Genomic DNA, 21,700 nt, shown 5'->3' with positions numbered 1-21,700 from the left:
TCGGGCCCGCCGCGCCGGGTGCCGGCCCCGATCGCCCGTCCCACTCACCCCGAGGCCATGGTCGAGCTCCTGTTCCGGCGCCTCATCCAGGCCGCCACCGTCATGCTGGCGATGTCGATGCTGGTCTTCGCCGGCGTCTACGCGATCGGCAACCCGATCGACGTCCTGATCGGACCGGATGCCAGCCAGGCGGTGCGGGCCGAGGTGATCGCCCGCTACGGCCTCGATCTGCCGCTCTGGCGGCAATATCTCGGCTTCCTCGACCGGCTCCTCCACGGCGATTTCGGGCGCTCCTTCGTCTACGGCGTCCCGGTCCTCGACCTCATCCTGGTCCGGCTCCCGGCGACGCTGGAACTGACGCTGTCGGCGATCCTGATCGCCGTGACGGTCGGCGTGCCGCTCGGCATGTATGCCGGCTACCGGCCCGGCAGCCCCGCGGCGCGGGCCGTGATGGCGGCTTCGGTGGTCGGCGTCTCGGTGCCGACATTCTGGATCGGCCTGATCCTGATCCTCGTCTTCGCGGTCTGGCTCGGCTGGCTGCCGGCGGGCGGGCGCGGCGAGACCGTGCGGGTGCTCGGCACCGAATGGAGCTTCCTCACCCTGGACGGCCTCGCCCACCTGGTGCTGCCGGCGCTCAACCTCGCGCTGTTCAAGCTCGCGCTGATGATCCGCCTCGCCCGGGCCGGGACGCTGGAGATCATGCTCGGCGACACGGTGAAGTTCGCCCGCGCGGCGGGCCTGTCGGAATGGGCGGTCCTGCGCCACCACGTCCTGCGCCTGATCGCGATCCCGCTGGTGACGGTGCTCGGGCTCGAATTCGCCTCGACGGTCGCCTTCGCGGTCGTGACCGAGACGATCTTTTCCTGGCCCGGCCTCGGCAAGCTGATCATCGACTCGATCACCTCCCTCGACCGGCCGGTGATGGTGGCCTACCTCGTGCTGATCTCGCTCCTGTTCACGCTGATCAACCTCCTGGTCGACCTCGCCTACGCCGCCCTCGACCCGCGGCTGCGCCGCGCGAGGAGCGCCGCGTGACGCCCGAAGCGGTACCGCAAGTGACCACCCACGAGACGCCGCTTCGCCGCTTCGCCGGCGAGTTCCGGGAGAACCGGGTCGCGCTCGCCGCCCTCGCGGTGGTGGCGGGAATCGTGCTGCTGGCGGTCCTCGCGCCGCTCGTGGCGCCGCAGGACCCCTACGACCTCGCCGCCCTGTCGCTGCGCGACGCGCGGCGCCCGCCGGGCTTCGTCGGCTCGGGCGGCTACACCCACTGGCTCGGCACCGACGCCCAGGGGCGCGACCTCGTCTCGGCGATGCTCTACGGCCTGCGCATCTCCCTCGAGATGGGGCTTCTCGCCGGGGGGCTGGCGCTCGCCATCGGCACCGCCGCCGGCGTCACCGCCGCGGCTTTGGGCGGCCGGATCGGCGGGGCGATGATGCGCCTCGTCGACCTGCAGCTCTCCTTCCCGGCGATCCTGCTGGCCTTCGTGCTCTCGGCCGTGCTCGGGCAGGGCAAGCTCCAGCTCGTCGCGGCCCTGGTGGCGGCGCAATACGCTTACGTGGCGCGCACCGCCCACGGCGCGGCGGCGGCCGAGCGGCACAAGGACTACGTCGCCGCGGCCCTGTCGACGCCGCTCTCCGGCGCCCGGGTGCTGTGGCGCCACATCCTGCCCAATGCCCTGCCGCCGGTGATCGTGGTGGCGAGCGTGCAGGTCGCGAGCGCCATCTCGCTCGAGGCGACCCTGTCCTTCCTCGGCGTCGGCCTGCCGCCGACCGAGCCGTCGCTGGGCACGCTGATCGCCAACGGGTTCCAGTACATGCTGTCGGGCCGCTACTGGATCTCGGTCTTCCCCGGCCTCGCCCTCGTGGTGCTCGTCACGGCGGTCAACATCGTCGGCGACCAGATCCGCGACCAGCTGAACCCGAGGCTGCGCCGGTGACGGACGAGCCCACCCTCGCGGTCGCCGACCTGCGCACGCATTTTTCCACCCGGGCCGGGCTGGTGCGGGCGGTCGACGGCGTCTCCTTCACCCTGGGGCGCGGCGAGGTGCTGGGCCTCGTCGGCGAATCGGGCTCGGGCAAGAGCATCACCGGCTTCTCGATCCTCGGCCTCGTCGACCCGCCGGGGCGGATCGTCGGCGGCTCGGTGCGCTACCAGGGCCGCGAGCTGGTGGGCCTCGCCCCCCGCGACCTGCGCACGTTGCGCGGGCGCGAGGTCGCCATGGTGTTCCAGGACCCGATGGCGACGCTCAACCCGATGCTCACGGTCGGGCGCCAGATGGACCTCGTGCTCGCGGCCCACGGGCGGGTCCGGGGCCCCGAGCGGCGGGCGCGCTGCCTCGACCTGATGACCCGCCTCGGCATCCCCGCCCCGGAGAGCCGTCTTGCCGCCTACCCGCACGAGCTCTCCGGCGGCCTGCGCCAGCGCGTCGCCATCGCGGTCGCCCTGCTCAACCGGCCCTCGGTCGTGATCGCCGACGAGCCCACCACCGCGCTCGACGTCTCGATCCAGGCTCAGATCCTGCGCGAGATGATCGGCCTCGTGCGCGAGACCGGCGTTGCCATGGTGTGGATCAGCCACGACCTCGCGGTCGTGTCGTCGATCGCCCAGCGGGTCGCGGTCATGTATGCCGGGCGGATCGTCGAGGACGGCCCGGTGCGGACGGTGCTGCGCGCGCCCCGCCATCCCTACACGCGCGGCCTCCTCGACAGCCTGCCGGCGCGGGCGAGACCTGGCGAGCCGCTGGCCCCGATCCCCGGGACGACGCCCTCGCTCCTCGCCCGGCCCGAGGGCTGCGCCTTCCATCCTCGCTGCGCCCGCGCGACCGAGCTGTGCCGGACCCTCGATCCGGAGCGGCGCGAATCGGACGGGCACGGCTTTCGCTGTCACCACCCGCTGGAGGCGGCATGACCCCGCCGCTCCTCGCGCTCCAGGGGGTCACGAAGCGCTTCCCCGTCCCGGCGCCGCTCCTCGCCCGGCTCGGCGCGGCGCTCGGTCGGCCCGTCCCCGACCGCGCGGTCCACGCCGTCGAGGCGGTGGATCTCGCGGTCGCCCGCGGGGAGGCGCTCGGCCTCGTCGGCGAATCGGGCTGCGGCAAGTCCACCCTCGGCCGCATCGCCGCCGGCATCGCGACGCCGACCCGCGGCGCGGTCCTCCTCGACGGCGAGCCGGTGCGGGTGGCCGGGCGCAAGCGCACGACGCGCGTGCAGATGGTGTTCCAGGACCCTTACGCCTCCCTCGACCCGCGCATGCGGGTCGGCGAGACCCTGGCCGAGGGCCCGCTCGCCCACGGGCTGACGCGGGCCAGCGAGGCCCGCGCCACCATCGCCGACTGGCTGACCCGGGTCGGGCTCGACCCGGCCGCGGCCGACCGCTTCCCGCACCAGTTCTCGGGCGGCCAGCGCCAGCGCGTCGCGATCGCCCGGGCGCTCGCGATGCGGCCCGACCTCCTGGTCTGCGACGAGCCGGTCGCCTCCCTCGACGTCTCGATCCAGGCCCAGATCGTCAACCTGTTCCTGGACCTGCGGCGCGAGCTCGGGCTGACGATGGTGTTCATCAGCCACGACCTCGGGGTGGTGCGCCACCTCTGCGACCGGATCGCCATCATGTATCTCGGCCGGATCGTCGAGATCGGCCCGGCGGCGGAAATCGCGACGGCGGCGCGCCATCCCTATACGAGGGCGCTCCTCGCCAGCGTGCCCCGGTTGGTGACGGAGGAGGGCGACGCCCCCGTCCTGGAGCCGATCCGGGGCGAGCTGCCCTCGCCCCTCGACCGTCCGGAGGGCTGCCCCTACCGGACCCGCTGCCCGCTCGCCGTCCCGCGCTGCCGCACCGAGCCGCCGCGCCTGCGCGCCCTCGGCCCGGTGGAGGTCGCCTGCCACCGGGCCGAGGAGGTCGAGGGACTTTAGCGCCCCCCGACCGGCTTGATGTTCATCGCGAGCGTGTCCTCGTCGACCCGCGGCGTCACCGTGACCTTCGCCTTCTGGGCCGCCCAGGCGGTGCCGATGACGACGAGAGGCAGGCGCGGACGGTCCCGGGCCGTGAGGGCGAGCGCCTCCTGCAACAGGCCGCGCCGCTTGCCCTCGTCGAGGGCGACCGCCGCCCCGTCGATCAGGCCGTCGAGGGCGGGGTTGCTGTAGCCGACGACGTTGTAGTTGCCGGCGCCTTTCGCGGCGTCGAAGGTGTGGGTGAGCGAGGACAGCGTGTAATGCGCCTCGCCGGTCGAGGTCGCCCAGCCCCACATCGCCAGCGAGTACTCGCCGCGCTGGCGCGCCGGGAAGAACAGGGCGGTCGGCTGGGCGTTCGCCGCGACCGCGATGCCGATCTGCGCCAGCATCTGGGCGAGGGTCGTGCCGACCTCGCGGTCGCCGGGCAGGCGGTCGCTGGTGAAGCTGAGCGTCACCTTGAACCCGTCCGGGTAGCCGGCCTCGGCGAGGAGCTGCTTGGCCCGCTTCACGTCGGGCTTCGTCGCCGCGAGGCCCGGGTTGTAGCCGAAGATGTTCGGCGTCACGAGCTGGGAGGCGGGCTTCGCCTGCCCCTCGGTGGCGAACTCGGCCAGGGCCTCGCGGTCGATCGCGAGGTCGAAGGCCTCCCGCACCCGGGGATCGAGGAACGGGTTCCTGGCCAGCGGCGAGCCGTCCTTGGCGGTGACCTGCGGCGGCTTCTCCCGGAAGTCGAATTCGAGGTTGAAGACGTAGATCGTGCCGGTCGAGACGACCGCGAGCTTCGGGTCGCGCGCGAGCGTCGCGACGTCGGAGGAGGGCGTGCGGGCGATCACGTCGACCTGGCCGGCCTTGAGCTGCGCCACCCGGGCGGCGTCGTTGCTCAGCTCCTTGCGGACCACCCGCTGCCACGGCTCGCGCCCGCCCCAGAAGCCGTCGAACCGCTCGAGCACGAGCTGGTCCTTCGGCACCCAGGACACGAACCGGTACGGTCCGGTGCCGATCGCCGCCTTGCCGGAGTTGAAGCCCGGATTGGCGGTCTCCTGGGTCGAGTAGTCCTTCGCCGCCTTCTCGGACACGACGAAGACGCGCACGAAGTCGTTCGGCAGGGTCGGGGCCGGGCCGTTCGTCGTGATCCGCACCGTGAGCGGATCGACGATCGTCACCTCCTTGACGCGCCGGACATAGACCGAGGTCGGGTTCGGCCCGCTGATCTTGCGCGAGCGCTCGATCGAGAACTTCACGTCATCGGCGGTGAGGTCCGACCCGTCGTGAAACTTGACGCCCGGCCGCAGCTTGAACTCCCAGGTGGTGTCGTCGACGAGCCGCCAGCTCTCGGCCAGGCGCGGCTGGAGTTCCAGGTTGTCGCCCGCCCAGACCAGGGTGTCGAAGACGTGCTTCAGCGTCTCGGCGTGGGTGCCGGTCGAGGTGTAGTGCGGGTCGATCGATTCCGGCCCGGCCCGGACGCCGATCGTGAGCGTCTGCGCGAAGGCGCCGCTGGCGCCGAGCGTGACCAGCGCGGCGAGGCCGAGGGAGTACAGAGGACGCATGCGGGGCGGGCTTCCATGGTTGACGTGGTAGTCTACGAAGGTTGTCTGTTATTTCAACGGCCGAGCCTCGCAGGCAGCCGGGCCGGGAACAGGACGAGCGACCAGGGGATGAGCGACCATGAGCGAGATTCAGGCCATCACGGCCCGCACCACCGGGGACGCGGGCCGCTACGTGCTCGAAGGCAAGGGTAAGGTGTTCCTGTCCGACTCGGCGATGATCCGGCGCGTGCCCTCGGTCGCGCCCAACCCGATCGAGTTCCTGGTCTCGGCGCTGGCCTCCTGCGCGCTCGCCAGCGTCGAGAGCGACGCGCGCGACTTCGGAATCGTGGTCCGGGCCGCCTCAGCCGAGGTCACGGCGGTTCGGGACGAGGCCGACGAAAGCCGGTTCAGCAGCATCCTGGTCACGCTCGCGGTCGAGGGCGTCGACCAGCCGACCGCCGAGCGGCTGACGACGCACTTTCGCGACCACTGCCCGGTCTACAACACCATCCGGCGCGGCGGTCCGATCACGGTCGAGGTCACGGCCGTCGCCTGAAGGCGGGCCGGTTGCTCCGCCGGCACGGCTTCGCCCTCAGGGGGAGCGGGCGACGCGGAACCGTGCAATCCCGTCATTGGCCAGTTGCGCCACGAGCTGCAACTCCCAGTCGATGTAGCCCTGCATCGCGGCCCGGGCGTTGTCGGTGCCCTCATAGGGCCGCTTGTAGACGTCGATCGGCTCGGACACGAAGCGGCCTTCGGTCTGGAGCGGCCGGCCGGCATCCGTCCAGGCCTGCGTCCCGCCGGCGAGGAGCAGCACCGGGCGCGCCGTCGCCCTCCGCGCCTCGGCGAGATTGGCCGCCGCGACCCGCCCGTCCGGCGAGGTCAGGACGACCGGACCCTCGCCCGGCAGGGCGGCGAGGTCGCGCGCCAAAGCCGGCCCGGAGGCGTGCCAGGCGCCCGGGACGTGGCCCCTGCGATAGGCCGGGCTCCGGGCGAGATCGACGACCGTCGCGTCGGGCAGGCCTGCGAGGTCGTCCGGCGTCAGCGCCGGCTCCGCCGGAAGGATCACCCGGGCCCGTTCCGGCACCGGAACGGCGTCGGGGAGGGCCACGCCCTCCGCCAGGACGCTGGCGTCCCACCCCATCTGGACGAGCCAGGACGCCGCCATCCGGGCGCGTACGCCATCGTCGTCGGTGAGCACGACGCGGGCGCCGCGGACGCCGAGCCATTCGTCGGTCGCCTGAACGAGCTGCCCGCCCGGCGCCGAGGCGAAGCCCGCCGGGTGGCCGAGGGCGTGCTCGGCGGGGTCGCGCACGTCGAGGGTGTAGAGCGTGCGCGTCCCGGCCTCGGCGCGGAACCGGGCCAGATCCTCCGCCCCGATCACCGGAACCCCGACATGCAGGGCCCACGAAGCCGCGCGCTCGCGGGCCCAGGCCCGCGTCGCCTCGGACGGCTGGGCCACCTGCTCGGTGCGGCGTGTCGCGAGGGACAATCCTTCCAGCGTCCAGCCGATCGTGCCGTTGCGCAACGCCACGACGCGGTTCGGCAGGCCGGCATTCACCAGGCTCTGGGTGCCGATGATGCTGCGGGTGCGCCCGGCGCAGTTGACGACCACCAGGGTGTCGGGGGAGGGCGCGGCCTCGCGGATGCGGTAGACCAGCTCGCCCCCCGGCAGGCTGCGCCCGCCCGGGATGCTCATGGTCGAGAATTCCTCGAAGCGGCGGGCATCGACCACCACCACGTCCGTCTCCTCGTCGAGGATGCGCCGGATTTCGGCCGCCGGCAGGGACGGGGTGTGCCGGATCGCCTCGACCAGTTCGCCGAAGGCCTTCGACGGCACGTTGACGTCGCGATAGACCTCGCCGACGCGGGCATAGGCCTGAAGCCCGCCTTCCAGGATCGCGACGTCGCGGTAGCCCAGGGCCGTGAGGCGCCTGGCCGCCCGTGCGGCATAGCCCTCGCCGGAATCGTAGACCACGATCGGTGCCGAGAGGCGCGGCACCAGGGCCGGCAGGCTCGTCTCGATCTCGCTCACCGGCACGCTGAGGGCGAAGAGCGGATGCGCCTCGGCGAACGGGCCCTCCTCGCGCACGTCGAGGAGGGCGATCTCGCGGCCCTCGGCCCAGTGGGCGCGCAACTCTCGCGCAGTGATGGTCCTGGTCATCCGGATCCCTTGGATGTGAGGCGCGCGCAGTGGGCCCGGCTCAGAAGAACGCCCCGGTCGGGGGCAGTGCACCGTTGAGGTAGTGGTCGCCGACCACCCGCTCCTTGTAGATCCGCGGGTTGTGCGCGGCGATGACCTTCAGGTTGCGCCAATGGCGGTCGAGGGCCCGCTCGGTCGCGACGGCGCTGCCACTGCCGACGTCGAGGAGCAGGCTTGCCAGCGTCGCCGCGACCTCGTCGGTCACGATCTTGGCCTCGGCCGCCGCGATGCTGGCGGCGATCGACAGCGCCTCCGCGTCGGGCTCCGCCGCCCGTGCCCAGGCACGGTCGAGGGCGGCGACCGCCCGGTCGGTCACCGCGAGGATCGCGGCCCGGTGGGCGGCGATCCGGCCGATCACCGCCTGGATCTCCGGTTCGCCGGACGGATGCTCGGCGAGCGCGTGGTAGTAGTTGCGCGACCGGCCCCGGACCAGCGCCAGGGCGTCCTGGAGGATCCGGGTGACGATGCCGGAGATCACCACCGTCAGGTAGACCTGGTGGAAGGTGAAGCCGTAGAGATGCGGCTCGCCCTCGGCCCGCTCCGGCAGCGCGAACAGATCCTCGGGGGCCACCGCCACGTCCTCGAACACCGTGGTCCCTGAGCCGGTGAGCCTCTGGCCGAAGCCGGTCCAGTCGTCGTCGAGGGTCACGCCCGGCGCCTGGGTCGAGACCAGGACCTGCACGGTCCGCCCGCTCGTCTCGTCCAAAGCCGAGGCGACGAGGTGATCGGCATACATGTTGCCGGTCGAGTAGATCTTGCGGCCGGAGACCCTGTAGCCCGCGCCGTCGCGCAAGAGCCGTGCGCCCGGCACCTGGCCCAGGCTGCCGGCCGGTCCTCCGCCGGCCTCCGAGACGGCGTTGCCGAACATCCGCCCCTCGCCCGCCAGCGCCAGGATGCGGGCCGAGACGGGTGCGTCGGGCGTCTGTCGATGCTGCTCGACGGCGAAGAAGTGGTTGCGGAAGACGTGGGCGATGTTCGGATCGGCGCTGGCGAGGTCGCGGGTCAGCGCGAACAGCTCAGGAACGCTCACGCCGGCGCCCCCCGCCTCGCGGGAGAGCCGCACCGCGCCGAAGCCGCGCGCCTTCAGTGCCGCCGTCTCGGCGAAGATCGGGCGGCGGGCGACGTCGCGGGCGGCCGCTCCTTCGGCGAAATCCGAGAACAGCGCGTCGAGGCCGAGGCGGCGGGTAACGGGGCTCCAGTCCGGCCGGGTGGCGGCGCCCGGATCGAGGGTCTGTCCCTGGATCATCGCCAACTCCTATCGGCCGGTGCCGGTGCGGCGCAGCGGTTCGGCGTCGCGCGGGTCGAGGTAGGGATTGAGGCCGAGATGGTGGCGGAGGGTCTGGCCGGTATACGCGTCGCGGAACCGCCCGGCCTTGCGCAAGAGCGGCAGAACGGCATCGACGATGTCCTCGAGCCCGCTCGTCTGGACGTCGATGTTGAGGTTGAAGCCGTCGGCCGCGCCCGTATCGAGCCAGTGCAGGATGTCGGCGGCGACCGCCTCCGGCGGGCCGACGATCATCCGGTGGCCGCCGACGATGTTGCTGAGCGCGGCCTGGCGCACCGTCCAGCCATGCTCGACCGCCTCGGCGAGGATCTGCTTGCGCGGCCAGCGCGAGGCGATCGGCACGCGCGGCTCGGCGGCGTCGATCCGGTCGTAGGGCAGGGGGGCGTCGAGGGGCAGGTCGTCGGGATCGAGCGCGAAGTGCCGGGCGAGCTCCCCGCGCAGGAAGTCGATGTCGAGGCCGGCATCGAGGTCGGCCTTGCGCCGCAGGGCCTCCTCTTCCGTGCTGCCGACGATCGGAAACAGGCCCGGCATGACGAGGAGCTGGTCGGGGTCGCGGCCATGGCTGCGGGCGAGCGCCTTCACGTCGGCGTAGAATTTTCTCGCCGGCTCGATCAGGCGCTGACCGGTGAACAGGGCGTCGGCATACCGCGCCCCGAACGCCTTGCTGTCCTCCGACTGGCCGGCCTGGAAGATCACCGGCCGCCCCTGCGGCCCGACCGGGGCCGACAACGCGCCGCTCGCGCTGAAGTGGCAGCCCTCGACGGCGATGGGTCGGACTTTGGTCGCATCGACGAAGACATGACGGTCGCGGTCGGCGACGATCGCCTCCCGGGGCAGGGAATCCCACAGGCCGGTGACGATCTCGACGAACTCGGTGGCGCGCCGGTAGCGCTCGTCCTGGTCGAAGCCGTGCGGCAGCCCGTAGGCGGCGAGCGCCACCGGGGTCTGGCTGGTGATGATGTTCCAGGCCGCCCGGCCCCTGCTGATGTGGTCGAGGGAGGCGATCTGGCGGGCGACCGCGTAAGGGTGGCCGAAGATCGTCGAGGTGGTGGCGACGAGGCCGATATGGCTGGTGGCCTGCGACAGGGCGGCGAGCAGCGTCACCGGGTCGAGGGCGCGCCAGGGCCGGTGCAAGGCCTCGTCGACGAGGCCGCCGGGTCCGTCGGCGAGGAAGAGCGCGTCGATCTTGCCCTTCTCCGCCACCCTGGCGATGCGCAGGAAGGCGTCGATGTCGGTGGACAGCGAGGCCGGGTCCGAGAAGGTCTTCCAGGCGGCGTCGTGGCGCCCGGAGGCGAGGACGTTGACGCCGAGGCGGACGGGTTTTGGAGTGGGCATGGGCGTGCTCCGGGCGGGGAGAGGAAAGGGGTACGTCAGACCCGCACGGAATGGTCGGCGACCTTGACCCGCTTCGGCAGGATCGCCCGGTCGGCGAGCCAGTCGGCCGCCTTCTGGAAGCCGGCGAGGAAGGCGGCGTCGTCGGCCTCGTAGAAGCGGTTCTGGCGCTTGAGCCCGGCGAGGTGGTCGCGCACGGCGTCGCCGTACTTGCCCTCCTTCTGGGCGATGGTCTCGGCCTCGACCGGGTGGTCGCTGATCCATCGTCCCTCGCGGGCATAGGCGTCGATCACCGCGCGCACGAGGGCGGAATTCTTGGTGGTGAAGTCGCGCAAGGTGACCAGGGACGAGTAGTCGATCAGGAAATCGAGGTCGGTGCCCTCGAAGAAGATGTCCTTGGCGTCGTAGAGGTCGCGGGCGATGTCGACTGCGGGCGTCCACATCGACCAGGCATCGACCCGGCCCTGGCCGAAGGCCGGCGAGGCGTCCGGCGGGTTGAGGTACACGAACTCGACCGTCTTGCGGTCGACACCGTGCTTCTCCAGCGCCGCGACCAGCAGGAACTCGCCGAGCCCCGAGCGGTTCACCGCGACCTTCTTGCCGGCGAGATCCTTGACCGAGTCGATGCCGGAATTTTTCTTGACGATGATCGCGGTCGAGCGCGGCGAGTAGACGTTGTAGTTTGTGAAGACGAGGGGCGAGCCGGCGATGATGGCGGCGAGCGCCGGGGTGGTGCTGCCCCAGAATCCGAAATCGGCGCTGCCGCCGACCACGGCCTGCAGCGAGGGCGCGTGGTTGGGGAACGGCCCGACCCACTTCACCGTGATGCCCTGGTCGGCAAGGCCCTTCTCGAACTCCCCGCGCTCGCGGGCGATCAGCGGCAGGCCCCCGCGCCCCCAGCCGAGGCGGACGGTGTCGGTGTTGCGGGTTCCCGTGGTGCCGGCGCTCTGCGCCCGGCCCGGGGAGGCGGCAAGCCCGGTGGCGGCGGCGCCGAGCGCCAAGCCGGCACCCTGGATGAGGCGGCGCCGGTCGAGAGCGGGAACGTCCGAGCGGGTCATGACGAGAAGTCCTGTGGGTTCGGGGATCAGGCGGCGCGGTGATGGAGCGTGACGCCGAGCTCGCCGAGGAGCTTGCCGCGCAAGGGCGCCGGTCCCGCTTCCGTTTCGGCCGCGACGTCGTAGGAGGCGGCGATCCGGCCGGCGCGCATCACCAGGATGCGGTCGGCGATGGCGATGGCCTCGTCGACGTCGTGGGTGACGAGGAGGACGCCGGGACGGTGGCGGGCCACCAGGTCCTTGATCAGCCCGTGCATCTTGATGCGGGTGAGCGCGTCGAGGGCGGCGAAGGGCTCGTCGAGGAGCAGGAGCCGCGGCTCGCGCACCAGGGCGCGGGCGAGCGCCACCCGCTGGGACTGCCCGCCCGAGAGGTTGCGCGGCCAGTCGCCCTCGCGTCCGGCCAGCCCCACCTCGCGCAGGGCCGCGACCGCCTGGAGCTTCGCCTCCGGCGTCTCGATCCCGAGGGCGACGTTCTGCCAGAGCGGGGCCCAGGGTAGCAGCCGGTGCTCCTGGAACACCACCGACGGCTGGGCCGGGCCGTCGATCCGCCCCCCATCGACCGGGTCGAGACCGGCGAGCGCCCGCAGGAGGGTGGTCTTGCCGCAGCCGCTCTCGCCCAGCATGGCGACGAACTCGCCGGTCTCGATCCGCAGGTCCAGGCCGTCGATCACGACCCGCTCGCCGTAGCGGCGGCGCAAGGCCCGGACGGTGACGGCGGCGCTCATCGGCCTTCCTCCTTGGCGTAGTTCGGGTGCCAGGCGAGCAGCCGGCGCTCCAGGGCGCGGGCGATCCCGTCGGCGATCACGCCGATCGCCGCGTAGATGACGATGGTCAGCACGATGACGTTGGTCTGCAGGAACTCGCGCGCGTCCATCGCCAGGAAGCCGATGCCCTTCGTGGTGGCGATGGTCTCGGCGATGACGAGCGCCAGCCAGGCGACGGCGAGCGCGTAGCGCACCCCGGTCAGGATCGACGGCATCGCGCCGGGCAGGATGATCTTGGCGATGCGCCCGCGCAGGCTGAGCCCTGTGACCTTCGCGACCTCGAGGAGCTTCGGATCGACCTGGCGGATGCCGAGCACGGTGTTGATGTAGATCGGGAACAGTACGCCGAGCGAGACGAGGAAGATCTTGCCGGCCTCGTCGACGCCGAACCACACGATGACGAGCGGCAGGAGCGCGAGAAACGGGATCGCCCGGATCATCTGGATCGAGCGGTCGAGCAGCGCCTCGGCGAGGCGCGAGAAGCCGACGATCAGGCCGAGCCCGAAGCCGATGCCGCCGCCGATGAGGAAGCCGGTCGCGGCGCGCAGCAGGCTGTAGCCGAGATGCACGAACAGCGAGCCGTCGGCGACGAGCGTCCAGGCGGTGGCGAGCACCGCGCTCGGGGCCGGCATGACCTGCGGGTTCACGCCGCCGAACCGGCATAGGGCCTCCCAGGCCAGCGCGAACAGGAGCGGGGCGAGCCAGGACAGGACGATCAGCTCGCGCTCGCTCCAGCGCCTTCGGTCCGCCTTGCGCGGTGCCTCGTGCAGTGCGCCCGACACTGCCTGGGGCACCTTGGTGGAGAGTTCGACCGCCATGAATGCTCGCCTCGCATACGCGGCGTCCGGCGACCGATGCGACCGCGGCGCGCCGGGTACAGCCCCGTCGTGCCGGCTTGGTATTTTATTCGATCGATTTTGTAAACTAATAGCGCGATCACCGGGCGGGACGCCCGGAGACAGCCCGGTATGGCCCTGCGCCGTGGCAACGATCAGACGCCTGGCCGGAGCGGGCGACGTGATGCCGGGAGGGCTTCGTGGCCCCGCCGCGGCGGGTCGTCAGCCGGCACCGGTCGCAGGGTTGACGAGTCCTGGAGGCCCGGATGCGGACCAAGGACCAAGTCGTGCGCGCGTCTTGGGCCTGGCCCGCCGCGGCGGCGGTATCCCGGGGCGGATGGCTTCGCCCCGCTTCGGGACCTCAGCGGCTTGGCGGCTCGACGCCGTGACCCGGTCGCTCGATATGGGCGGCGAAACCGGTGAGATCCGGTTTGCCCCAGCGCTCGACAGGCGCACCGGCCGGCGAATCGCGCGCACCACGTGAACGCAGCGGCCAGTTTTCATGAAACGGAAGTTCGGTCGTATCCTCGAATGGTCGCTACGACCGTCTGCCGTTGCTTGAATTCCGCTATGCGCCAGCTCTAAAATTCCGCCGTCACGTAGCTTCGATGTCTGCTGACCACGAGACGGCGGACTTTTCGGCGTCACCAATCTTGCTGCACCCTACACCTGTCCACGCAATGACAATGCCTGCGACCGAGTAGGTCTTGCAATATATTCATATCATACCGTACCGATAAAATATTATATAATATAGGCAGTAAATATTATTATATAAATATTGTTAATGCACTAGGATCCGATCTCTTTTCAGCAGAATCGCTGTGAAATTACACACCAAAGCCATGAGGCACGGGCCGCATGAGGCCCGCGCGGCTCGCAGCAGGGGGCGGGGCAAGCCGCTATGACCCGGAAGCGGGTACCCCCACGCCCAGCACAGCGGCCCTCTCGAGCAGCCGGAGGGCCGCCTTGTAGGACGGCACCTCGATGCGATGGCCGTCGAGCTCCGCTGGAGTGCGGCCCTCGGCTCGAGCCTGCTCGAACACCGAGATCAAGCGCCGGGCGGCCTTGATCTGCTCATCGGAGGGGGTCAGCCGGGCGTTGACGTGGGCGACCTGAGCGGGATCGACCAACGCCTTCGCCTTGAACCCGCGGGCAATCGCGAAGTCGAGGTCGCGGTCGATGTCGTCGTGGCGGGAGAAGGTGTAGGGGCAGTCGATCGCCAGAACCCCGGCGGCGACGCATTCGAACAGAAACCTCGACCGGGCATAGGCCAGCTCCTCGGATCCCGAGGTCCGGCCGACACCGAGATCGGCGGCCATGTCCTCGCTCGCCATCAGCATCGCGGTGACCCGCGCGCTGGCCTCGGCGAGAGCGGTGATGCGCACCAAAGCCGCCGCGGTCTCGACGTTCGGCACGATCTCGGTCGAGCCGACGGCGAGCCCGAGGTCGCGCTCGTGCCGGGTGATCGCCCGGTCGAGGGCCGCGACCTGCTCGGGACCGGCCGTCTTGGCCAGCAGGATCACCCCTGTTCCGGCCTGCAGCGCGGCCGCGAGGTCCTCGTGCCCGACATGTTCGAGCGGATTGATGCGCACCGCCGGGATCACGCCGCTCCTGCGGCACAGGTCGGCTGTCGGGCGGCACAGCAGGCGGGCCTGGAGCTTGAGCTGCGGCGGCGTGAAGTCCTCGAGGTCCTGGATCAGAACGTCCGGGCGGGCTTCAGCCGCACGGTGCAGGGCGGCTTCGTCGGCGCCCCCAGCAAAGATCCAAGTCCTGCGGGCTGCAATCGGTCGCGGCATCGGCGAGCCTCCATGACGGTGCGCCCTGGCCGAGGCCGGTCGCGGGACGGATCCCGGCACACGAGCGGATGATGGCACCCGGGTGCCATCGGTTCATGCGGACGGAGCACTCGTCTCTAAACCCGTGCGCGGAGACTGGCCAATGCCATGGACGCGGCGCAGGGCCGTTGCGCTGCGGCGATGCCCGCCCCGACCCCGCGGTGATTGACAGGCCTGGAGGTTGGCACGACCTCAAGCCCGGCGACGCTACGCCGAGGAGCCTTCGTGTCCGCATACACCGTCTCCAAGCCCGAATTGATGCCGGGCCAGAACGACATCGAGTTTCGAGCGTTCATCCAGAACTTCCTCGCCTTCAGCGCCCGCGTGGCGCAGTGCCGAGCCGGGTTCGGATCGCAGATCGGCCTGTCCGGCATCGCCTACACGACGCTGATCTCGATCGCCCATCTGGAAGGGGATGAGGGGGTCGGGGTCAGCCAGCTCGCCGAGCACCTGCACCTGTCGGGCGCCTTCGTCACCATCGAGGTCAACAAGCTCGTCACCGAGGGGCTGGTGGCGAAGCGACGGCATGAGCGCGACCGGCGCCGGGTGCTGCTCAGTGTTGCCGACGAGGGGCGCCGCCGCCTCGCCGGTCTGCGCCCGGTCCTGGCCCCCGTCAACGATGCCCTGTTCGGCTGCCTGAGCGCCGAGGAGTTCCGGATCCTCGCCGGCCTGATGGGTCGTCTGGTCTCGTGCGGGGACAACGCCACCGCGCTTCTGGAGGCGCTGGCCGACCAAGGCATGACCGCGGGCCCGACCACCGAATAGCGGCGACCGCCCGCGTGGGTCGATGCACCGGCCCATGGACGCCGCGCCCAATCCTTGGGCGGCATCAGCCGAAAGAACGGGCTTGCCTGACTTCCGGATATAGCTTTGTATCAAAGCTATCTCGTGGAGACGGGCGATGGCCTTCGATCAGCGCGCATTCCGATCGGCCTTGTCGCAATTCGCCACCGGCGTCGCCGTCATCACGGCGCGCGGTGGCGGCGGCGAGGCGATCGGGCTCACCATGAGTTCGTTCAACTCGGTCTCGCTCGATCCGCCGCTGATCCTGTTCAGCGTCGATCGCCGGGCGCGCAGCCTGCCGTCGATGCGGGAGGCGGCGGGCTACGCCGTCAATATCCTCAGCCGGACACAGGAAACACTGTCGAACCAGTTCGCCCGCTCGTTGAGCGACAAGTGGAGCGCGGTCGAGCACACGATCGGCCATGCCGAGGCGCCGCTTCTCACCGGGGCGCTGGCGCATTTCGAGTGCGAGCCCTTCGCCCGCCACGACGGTGGCGACCATGAGATCTTCCTCGGCCGCGTCGTGCGCTTCACGGCCTGCGGCGACGACCTGCCGCTCGTGTTCTTCCGCGGCCGCTATCATGGCGTCTGTACGGGCAACGACCGTGCGCCCGAGTGGCCCCTGCCGATCCATTACTGATCGGGCCGGCAGCCCGGCCCCGTCTCGGACGCCAAGCCCTTCTTTACCAAGTCCTTCTTCACCAGGTCTTTCTTCGCCAAGTCTTTCCTCGCCAAGTCTGCCACCGAAGCGGCAACGCTCCGGCTCACCGTTCCGGGAAGGAAACCATCATGAAGACCGGAAGCCAGCACATCGCCTCGCTGAAGGACCGGCGGGCCCTCTACATCGACGGCCAGCGGGTGGAGGACGCCACCCGTCACCCGGCCTTCGCCCGCACCATCGCGTCAGTCGGCCGAATGTTCGACTTCGCCAGCGATCCCGTGCGGGCCGACTTGATGAGCTTCGTCACGCCGGAGGGCGGGCGCGCCAACCGCATCTGGCAATTGCCGGAGAGCTACGGCGACCTCGTCGCCCGCCGGCAGGGCCTCGAGGCCTGGACCGGCCTGCATGCCGGCTTCCTCGGCCGCGCCCCGGACCACGTCGCCTCCTGCATCGCCGGGATGTTCATGGGGCTTGAGGTGTTCGAGGAATACGACCGCGACCGAGCCGGGGCGCTGGCCGACTATTACCGCTATGCCCGCGACAACGACCTTTACCTCACCTACGTCATCATCAACCCGCAGGCCGACCGCTCGAAGAGCGCCGCGCAGCAGAAGGACGCCTTCCTGACCGCGGGCGTGGTCGATGAGGATGCCGCCGGCATCACGGTGCGCGGCGCCAAGATGCTCGCCACCGGCGGCATCATGGCCAACGAGGTGCTGGTCACCTGCATCCAGCCGCTTCAGCCCGGAGACGAGCCCTACGCCTTGTCCTTCGCCATCCCGATGGACACGCCCGGGCTGAAGATCCTGTCGCGCAAGTCCTACGAGGCGGCCGCAGCCCACGTCTTCGACAACCCGCTGTCGAGCCGCTTCGACGAGAATGACGCAGTCCTGTACTTCGACGACGTCAAGGTGCCCTGGGACCGGGTGTTCGTGTACAAGAACATCGCGATGTGTCAGAAGCAGTTCCACGCGACGCCGGCCCACGTTTACCAGAACTACCAGGCGATGATCCGCTTGGCGGTGAAGGTGCGCTTCCTCATCGGGCTCGCCCATCGCACCGCCGAGATGAACGGCATCATTACCTTCCCGCAGGTCCGCGAGACCCTGGGCCAGCTCGCCGCCGAGGGCGGCATGATCGACGCCCTCGTGGCCGCGATGGAGGCCAAGGGCACGCAGAGGGGCCGCTACTTCGTCCCCGACCGCCACACCCTCTACGCGGCGCAGACCCTTACCCAGCAACTCTACCCGAAGATCCTCAACACCTTGCGCGAGCTGGCCGGCGGCGGCCTCATCATGTTGCCCTCTTCGGCCGCGGACTTCGCCAACCCCGACATCGCCGCCCTGATCGAGAAGACGCAGCAATCGCCGGCGGCGAACGCCGAAGACCGGGTCAAGTTCTACAAGCTCGCCTGGGACGCGGTCGGCTCGGAATTCGCCTCCCGCCATCAGCAATACGAGATGTTCTACGCCGGGGCGACCTTCGTCACCAAGGGGCACTCGTTCCGCACCTACGACTGGGCGGCGGCGGGCGCCCTCGTGAGCGGCATGCTGGGCAGCTACGACCTCGACCGCGAGTCGAAGGCCGCCCGCGCCGCCTGAGACGGGTCCCGGACGAGCGCGTCCGGGTTTCCGCCTGACCCGCCCGCGCCGCCCGTTGAGCGACGCCGGCCTTCGCGTGGCGATAGCGACCGCCCGACGCGATCCGTCCTTCCACATCGTTCCTCAAGGAGATGAGCCGTGGCCATCAACAAGGTGCATGACGAGTTCCGTGCCGTCGACATGACGGAGGGCTGGGCCGTGCCGCCGGGCTATCCGGCGGGCATCCAGCAGAAGATCCTGTCGGGGGCCCTCGATGAGGCGGCCAAGCGCGGCAGCCGCAGCCGGCTTCTGCGCTTCGAGCCCGGCGTGTTCACCACCGCGCCGTTCGTCCACGAATACTGGGAGGAAGTCTTCCTCGTCTCCGGCGACCTGACGGTCGGCAACGACGAGCAGGGCAACGGCGGCGAGGCATTCAAGCCCTTCACCTATGCCTGCCGGCCCCCGGGCGCCTTCCACGGCCCGTTCAAGTCCGAGGGCGGCTGCATCCTGTTCGAGCTTCATTACTTCGATCCGGTCTGAGCCGCCCGACGATGACCGCCACTCCGTCCCCCGCCGGTCCCGAACCGAAGGTCCGACCCGCATGATCGCCCAGCAACTCGTCAACGGCCTGATGCTCGGTGCGATCTACGTCCTGGTGGCGGTCTCGTTCACGCTGTCGATCGGCATCCTGAACTTCCTCAACTTCTCGATCCCGGGCCTGTTCATGGTCGGCGGGATGGTGACCTGGATCCTGATCGGCAAGGGCCTGCATTGGGGCCTGGCGATCCTGGGCGCGGTGGCGGCGGCGGGGCTGGTGGCGCTCGCTGTCGAGCGGCTGTCCTACCGCCGCAGCCAGGCGCGCGAGCCGGAGGTGCCCCTCGTCAGTTCGCTCGGCTTCCTGGTCCTCCTGGAGAACCTCGCCCTGGTCGGCGCCGGGTCCGACCAGCAGGCCTTCCCGGCGCTGGTGCCGGACTTCAACCTGCGCATCGGCGGCCTCGTCGTCGGCGGCGCCCAGCTCGTCAGCCTTGCGGTCGCCCTGACCCTGGTCGTGGCGATCTCCGTGGTGCTGTCGCGCACAAGCCTCGGCCGGCAGGTCCGCAGCATCGCCGAGAGCCGCGAGACCGCGGTGATCCTCGGCATCGATGTCGGGCGGCTGGTGCCGGGGATCTTCATCCTGAGCGCGGTCTTCACGGCCCTCGGGGGCGTGCTGTTCGCCCTCAACTACCTCCAGGTGTCGCCGTTCATGGGCGAGGGCGTCGGCTTCAAGGGCGTCGCCGCGATGATCCTCGGCGGCATGGGCAGCATCTGGGGCGCCGTCGCCGGTGGCCTGCTGATCGGGCTGACCGAGGTTCTGTCGATCACCTATCTCGGCGCCGACGTCGTCAACGTCACCGTCTACGGCCTTCTGCTCGCCGTGATGGTGCTGCGCCCGCAGGGCCTGTTCGGCCGTCCTCCGGCTCGGGAGAAGCTGTAATGACCGGCTACCAATCCGGCCTTCTGGTCATCCTCTGCTTCAACGTCATCGCGGCCTACGCGGTCTACCTGCCGATGGCCGCCGGCCAGCTCAACCTCGGCGTGGCCGGCTTCATGGCGACGGGGGCCTACGCGGCCGCCTACCTCACCAACGAGGCCGGCTGGTCGATCGGCGCGGCGGTTCCCGCGGGCGGCGCCTGCGCCGGCCTACTCGCGCTCCTCGTGGCGGTGCCGATCCTGCGCACCCAGGGCATCTATCTCGCGCTCGCGACCTTCGCCCTCGGGCAGGTGATCGCGGCGATCTTCCTCAACCTCGACGTCGTCGGCGGCGCCGCCGGCTACCCTGTCTCGGCCTATGCCGGGCCCGGGGCCGTGTTCGCCGCGACCGCCGCGATCCTCGCCGCCATGCTGCTGCTCTCGCGCACCCGCTTCGCCCTCTACCTCACGGCGATCAAGAGCGACCCGGTCGTGACCGACCTGATGGGCGTCAACGTCCGGGCGGTCCAGGTCGGCGCGCTCACCCTCGGGGCCGTGATCGGCGGGCTCGGCGGCGGGCTCTACGGCCACCATTTCAGCTTCGTCGAGGCGCAGCACTTCAACGTCGCTCTGAGCATCTTCACGGTGCTGTACGTCCTGCTCGGCGGGGTCCAGACGGTGTGGGGGCCGCTCGTCGGGGGCGCCTTCTTCACCCTGCTGCCCGAGGTGCTACGGGCCGGCGGCGGCTGGCGCTACGTGCTGTTCGCCCTCCTCATCATCGGCGTCATGGCCCTGCGTCCGCAGGGGCTGGTGACCGCCGGCGCCCACTGGCGCCCGCGCCGCCGCGCCGCCTCCCGCGCCCCGTCTCGCACCTCCGGGCACCCGGGCCCCGAGACGCGCCTGAGCACGGAGGTATCCGGATCATGACCGCGCTCCTCGCCATCGAGCATCTCTCGATCGCCTTCGGCGGCCTCCAGGTAGTGCAGGATCTCAGCTTCACCGTGCCCAAGGGACGGGCGACGGCGCTGATCGGCCCCAACGGTGCCGGCAAGACCACCGTGTTCAACCTTGTGAGCGGCGTCTACAGCCCGACCGGCGGGCGCATCCTGCTCGCCGGGCGGGACATCACCGCGCTGCCGTCCCGCCAGCGCATCCGGCACGGCATCGCGCGCAGCTTCCAGAACGTCCGGCTGATGGACCATCTGTCGGTGGTGGAGAACCTGCTCGTCGGCCAGCACGCCACCACCCGCGGCCTGCGCGACCTGCTGGTGCCGTTCCGCCTCGTCCCGAATCACCGCTGGCGGCGCGAGGCGATCGACGCCCTCGCCGAAGCGGGGCTCGCCGCCTATGCCGATGCCGGAGTCGGGGGGCTGCCCTACGGCATCCGCAAGCGGGTCGACCTCGTGCGCGCCACGCTTTCGGGGGCGTCGCTGCTGATGCTCGACGAGCCCGCCGCCGGCCTCAACCCGACCGAGACCAACGCCCTGCGCGACCACCTCGCCCTGTTGCGCGGCCGCGGCGTCACGCTGCTCGTCGTCGAGCACGACATGCAGTTCGTCGGGGAGGTCTGCGAGCACGTCGTGGTCCTCGATTTCGGCCAGAAGCTCGCCGAGGGCACGCTGGCGCAGGTGCAGCGCGACGAGCGGGTGCGCGCGGCCTATCTGGGGCAGGCGGCCTGATGCGCACTCTCCTCGACATCGCCGGGCTCTCGGTCGCCTACGGCCACGTCACCGCCCTGCATGAGCTGTCGCTCGCCGTGCCCGAGGGCGGGATCGTCGCCCTGCTGGGGGCCAACGGGGCCGGCAAGAGCAGCCTGCTCAAGGCTGTCGCCGGGGTGGTGCGCCCGCGCGGCGGGCGGGTGGTCTTCGACGGCCGCGACATCACCGGCGCCGGCGTTCCGGCCCGGCTGGCCGGCGGCCTCGTGCTGGTGCCGGAGGGGCGCCGGATCCTGGTCTCGCTGACCATCGAGGAGAACCTTCTGGTCGGGGCCCATCTCCGGCGCGATCCCGACGGCGTACAGCGCGACATCGCGGCGATCTACGACCGGTTCCCCAATCTCGGCCGGCGCCGCCACATGGCGGCGTCCTGCCTCTCGGGCGGCGAGCAGCAGATGCTCGCGGTTGGTCGGGCGATGATCGCCCGACCGCGGCTGCTGATGCTCGACGAGCCGTCGCTGGGCCTGTCGCCGCTGTTCATCGGGCACCTGTTCGCGCTGATCCGCGAACTCAATCGCGACGGGATCACGATCCTGCTCGTCGAGCAGAATACCGCCCAGGCCCTCGCCGTGGCCCACAAAGCCGCGGTGCTGGAACTGGGGCGGATCGTGATGGCGGGCGATCCGGCCCAGCTCGCCGGCGACCCACGCCTCGCGGAAGCCTATCTCGGCCGCGCCGCCGGCGAGCCCGCCGCCCTGCACTGAGGCACCGCCGCAGGGTCGGCCGACCAC

At 70.8% G+C, this 21,700-nt stretch carries 21 protein-coding genes; 13 read left to right on the top strand and 8 right to left on the bottom strand.

The genetic code is table 11. The annotated features are described in order from the left end of the window. Positions 1-57 precede the first annotated feature (57 nt). The 4 genes from FF100_RS37590 to FF100_RS14960 are packed head-to-tail and all read left to right on the top strand — an operon-like array spanning position 58 to position 3,906. On the top strand, positions 58-1,035 hold the full coding sequence (locus FF100_RS37590; protein ID WP_205824890.1) for an ABC transporter permease: 978 nt from the start codon (positions 58-60) through the stop codon (positions 1,033-1,035). Further along, positions 1,032-1,937 (top strand): ABC transporter permease, encoded by a 906-nt coding sequence (locus FF100_RS14970; protein WP_425463311.1) that lies wholly within the window; start codon positions 1,032-1,034, stop codon positions 1,935-1,937. Before FF100_RS37590 ends, FF100_RS14970 begins: the two co-directional genes overlap by 4 nt. Further along, positions 1,934-2,908, top strand: coding sequence for an ABC transporter ATP-binding protein (locus FF100_RS14965; protein WP_139036486.1), 975 nt, complete (start codon positions 1,934-1,936; stop codon positions 2,906-2,908). Before FF100_RS14970 ends, FF100_RS14965 begins: the two co-directional genes overlap by 4 nt. Continuing rightward, positions 2,905-3,906: an ABC transporter ATP-binding protein gene (locus FF100_RS14960; RefSeq protein ID WP_139036485.1), complete on the top strand. Its 1,002-nt coding sequence runs from the start codon at positions 2,905-2,907 to the stop codon at positions 3,904-3,906. Before FF100_RS14965 ends, FF100_RS14960 begins: the two co-directional genes overlap by 4 nt. Here FF100_RS14960 and FF100_RS14955 read toward each other — a convergent pair. After that, positions 3,903-5,489 (bottom strand): ABC transporter substrate-binding protein, encoded by a 1,587-nt coding sequence (locus FF100_RS14955; protein WP_139036484.1) that lies wholly within the window; start codon positions 5,487-5,489, stop codon positions 3,903-3,905. The genes FF100_RS14960 and FF100_RS14955 overlap by 4 nt on opposite strands. A 118-nt stretch (positions 5,490-5,607) precedes the next feature. Here FF100_RS14955 and FF100_RS14950 point away from each other — a divergent pair, with 118 nt between their 5' ends. Beyond that, entirely contained in the window at positions 5,608-6,024 is a 417-nt protein-coding gene (locus FF100_RS14950) for an OsmC family protein (protein ID WP_139036483.1), read from the top strand. Positions 6,025-6,060: 36 nt separating this feature from the next. On the opposite strand, the gene FF100_RS14945 is transcribed toward FF100_RS14950, so the two are convergent. From FF100_RS14945 to FF100_RS14915, 7 genes are all read right to left on the bottom strand, one after another. Then, positions 6,061-7,632 (bottom strand): rhodanese-like domain-containing protein, encoded by a 1,572-nt coding sequence (locus tag FF100_RS14945; protein ID WP_139036482.1) that lies wholly within the window; start codon positions 7,630-7,632, stop codon positions 6,061-6,063. 40 nt (positions 7,633-7,672) lie between these two features. Then, on the bottom strand, positions 7,673-8,917 hold the full coding sequence (locus FF100_RS14940; protein WP_139036481.1) for an acyl-CoA dehydrogenase family protein: 1,245 nt from the start codon (positions 8,915-8,917) through the stop codon (positions 7,673-7,675). 9 nt (positions 8,918-8,926) lie between these two features. Beyond that, positions 8,927-10,291 carry an NtaA/DmoA family FMN-dependent monooxygenase gene (locus FF100_RS14935; RefSeq protein WP_139036480.1) on the bottom strand — a complete coding sequence of 455 codons (1,365 nt, stop codon included), beginning with the start codon at positions 10,289-10,291 and terminating at the stop codon, positions 8,927-8,929. Between the two features lie 35 nt (positions 10,292-10,326). Further along, on the bottom strand, positions 10,327-11,346 hold the full coding sequence (locus tag FF100_RS14930; RefSeq protein WP_139036479.1) for an NrtA/SsuA/CpmA family ABC transporter substrate-binding protein: 1,020 nt from the start codon (positions 11,344-11,346) through the stop codon (positions 10,327-10,329). A gap of 26 nt (positions 11,347-11,372) precedes the next feature. Then, positions 11,373-12,068, bottom strand: a complete 696-nt coding sequence (locus FF100_RS14925) for an ABC transporter ATP-binding protein (protein ID WP_139036478.1) — start codon at positions 12,066-12,068, stop codon at positions 11,373-11,375. Next, complete coding sequence (locus tag FF100_RS14920; protein WP_139036477.1) at positions 12,065-12,925, bottom strand: ABC transporter permease subunit; 861 nt, start codon at positions 12,923-12,925, stop codon at positions 12,065-12,067. Before FF100_RS14920 ends, FF100_RS14925 begins: the two co-directional genes overlap by 4 nt. Before the next feature lie 920 nt (positions 12,926-13,845). Then, positions 13,846-14,742 carry an HpcH/HpaI aldolase/citrate lyase family protein gene (locus FF100_RS14915; RefSeq protein ID WP_139036476.1) on the bottom strand — a complete coding sequence of 299 codons (897 nt, stop codon included), beginning with the start codon at positions 14,740-14,742 and terminating at the stop codon, positions 13,846-13,848. 264 nt (positions 14,743-15,006) lie between these two features. Between FF100_RS14915 and FF100_RS14910 the strand changes: the two genes are divergently transcribed. From FF100_RS14910 to FF100_RS14875, 8 genes are all read left to right on the top strand, one after another. Continuing rightward, on the top strand, positions 15,007-15,546 hold the full coding sequence (locus FF100_RS14910) for a MarR family winged helix-turn-helix transcriptional regulator (RefSeq protein ID WP_139036475.1): 540 nt from the start codon (positions 15,007-15,009) through the stop codon (positions 15,544-15,546). A gap of 136 nt (positions 15,547-15,682) precedes the next feature. After that, positions 15,683-16,204: a flavin reductase family protein gene (locus FF100_RS14905; protein ID WP_139036474.1), complete on the top strand. Its 522-nt coding sequence runs from the start codon at positions 15,683-15,685 to the stop codon at positions 16,202-16,204. A gap of 149 nt (positions 16,205-16,353) precedes the next feature. Continuing rightward, the gene (locus FF100_RS14900) at positions 16,354-17,826 is read left to right on the top strand and encodes a 4-hydroxyphenylacetate 3-hydroxylase family protein (RefSeq protein WP_246102085.1); all 1,473 of its coding nucleotides are present in this window, start codon (positions 16,354-16,356) and stop codon (positions 17,824-17,826) included. Positions 17,827-17,964: 138 nt separating this feature from the next. Further along, positions 17,965-18,345 (top strand): cupin domain-containing protein, encoded by a 381-nt coding sequence (locus tag FF100_RS14895; RefSeq protein WP_139036473.1) that lies wholly within the window; start codon positions 17,965-17,967, stop codon positions 18,343-18,345. A 61-nt stretch (positions 18,346-18,406) separates the two neighbouring features. Further along, positions 18,407-19,279 (top strand): branched-chain amino acid ABC transporter permease, encoded by an 873-nt coding sequence (locus FF100_RS14890; protein ID WP_139036472.1) that lies wholly within the window; start codon positions 18,407-18,409, stop codon positions 19,277-19,279. Continuing rightward, a complete protein-coding gene (locus tag FF100_RS14885) occupies positions 19,279-20,181 on the top strand; it encodes a branched-chain amino acid ABC transporter permease (RefSeq protein ID WP_139036471.1) in 903 nt (300 codons plus the stop codon). The genes FF100_RS14890 and FF100_RS14885 overlap by 1 nt, the downstream gene beginning before the upstream one ends. Beyond that, positions 20,178-20,933: an ABC transporter ATP-binding protein gene (locus FF100_RS14880; protein ID WP_139036470.1), complete on the top strand. Its 756-nt coding sequence runs from the start codon at positions 20,178-20,180 to the stop codon at positions 20,931-20,933. The genes FF100_RS14885 and FF100_RS14880 overlap by 4 nt, the downstream gene beginning before the upstream one ends. Further along, positions 20,933-21,673, top strand: coding sequence for an ABC transporter ATP-binding protein (locus tag FF100_RS14875; protein ID WP_139036469.1), 741 nt, complete (start codon positions 20,933-20,935; stop codon positions 21,671-21,673). The genes FF100_RS14880 and FF100_RS14875 overlap by 1 nt, the downstream gene beginning before the upstream one ends. Positions 21,674-21,700 lie beyond the last annotated feature (27 nt).

Source organism: Methylobacterium terricola (assembly GCF_006151805.1).
GTDB classification, from domain to species: domain Bacteria; phylum Pseudomonadota; class Alphaproteobacteria; order Rhizobiales; family Beijerinckiaceae; genus Methylobacterium; species Methylobacterium terricola.
This window is presented reverse-complemented; position numbering and strand designations above follow the sequence as displayed.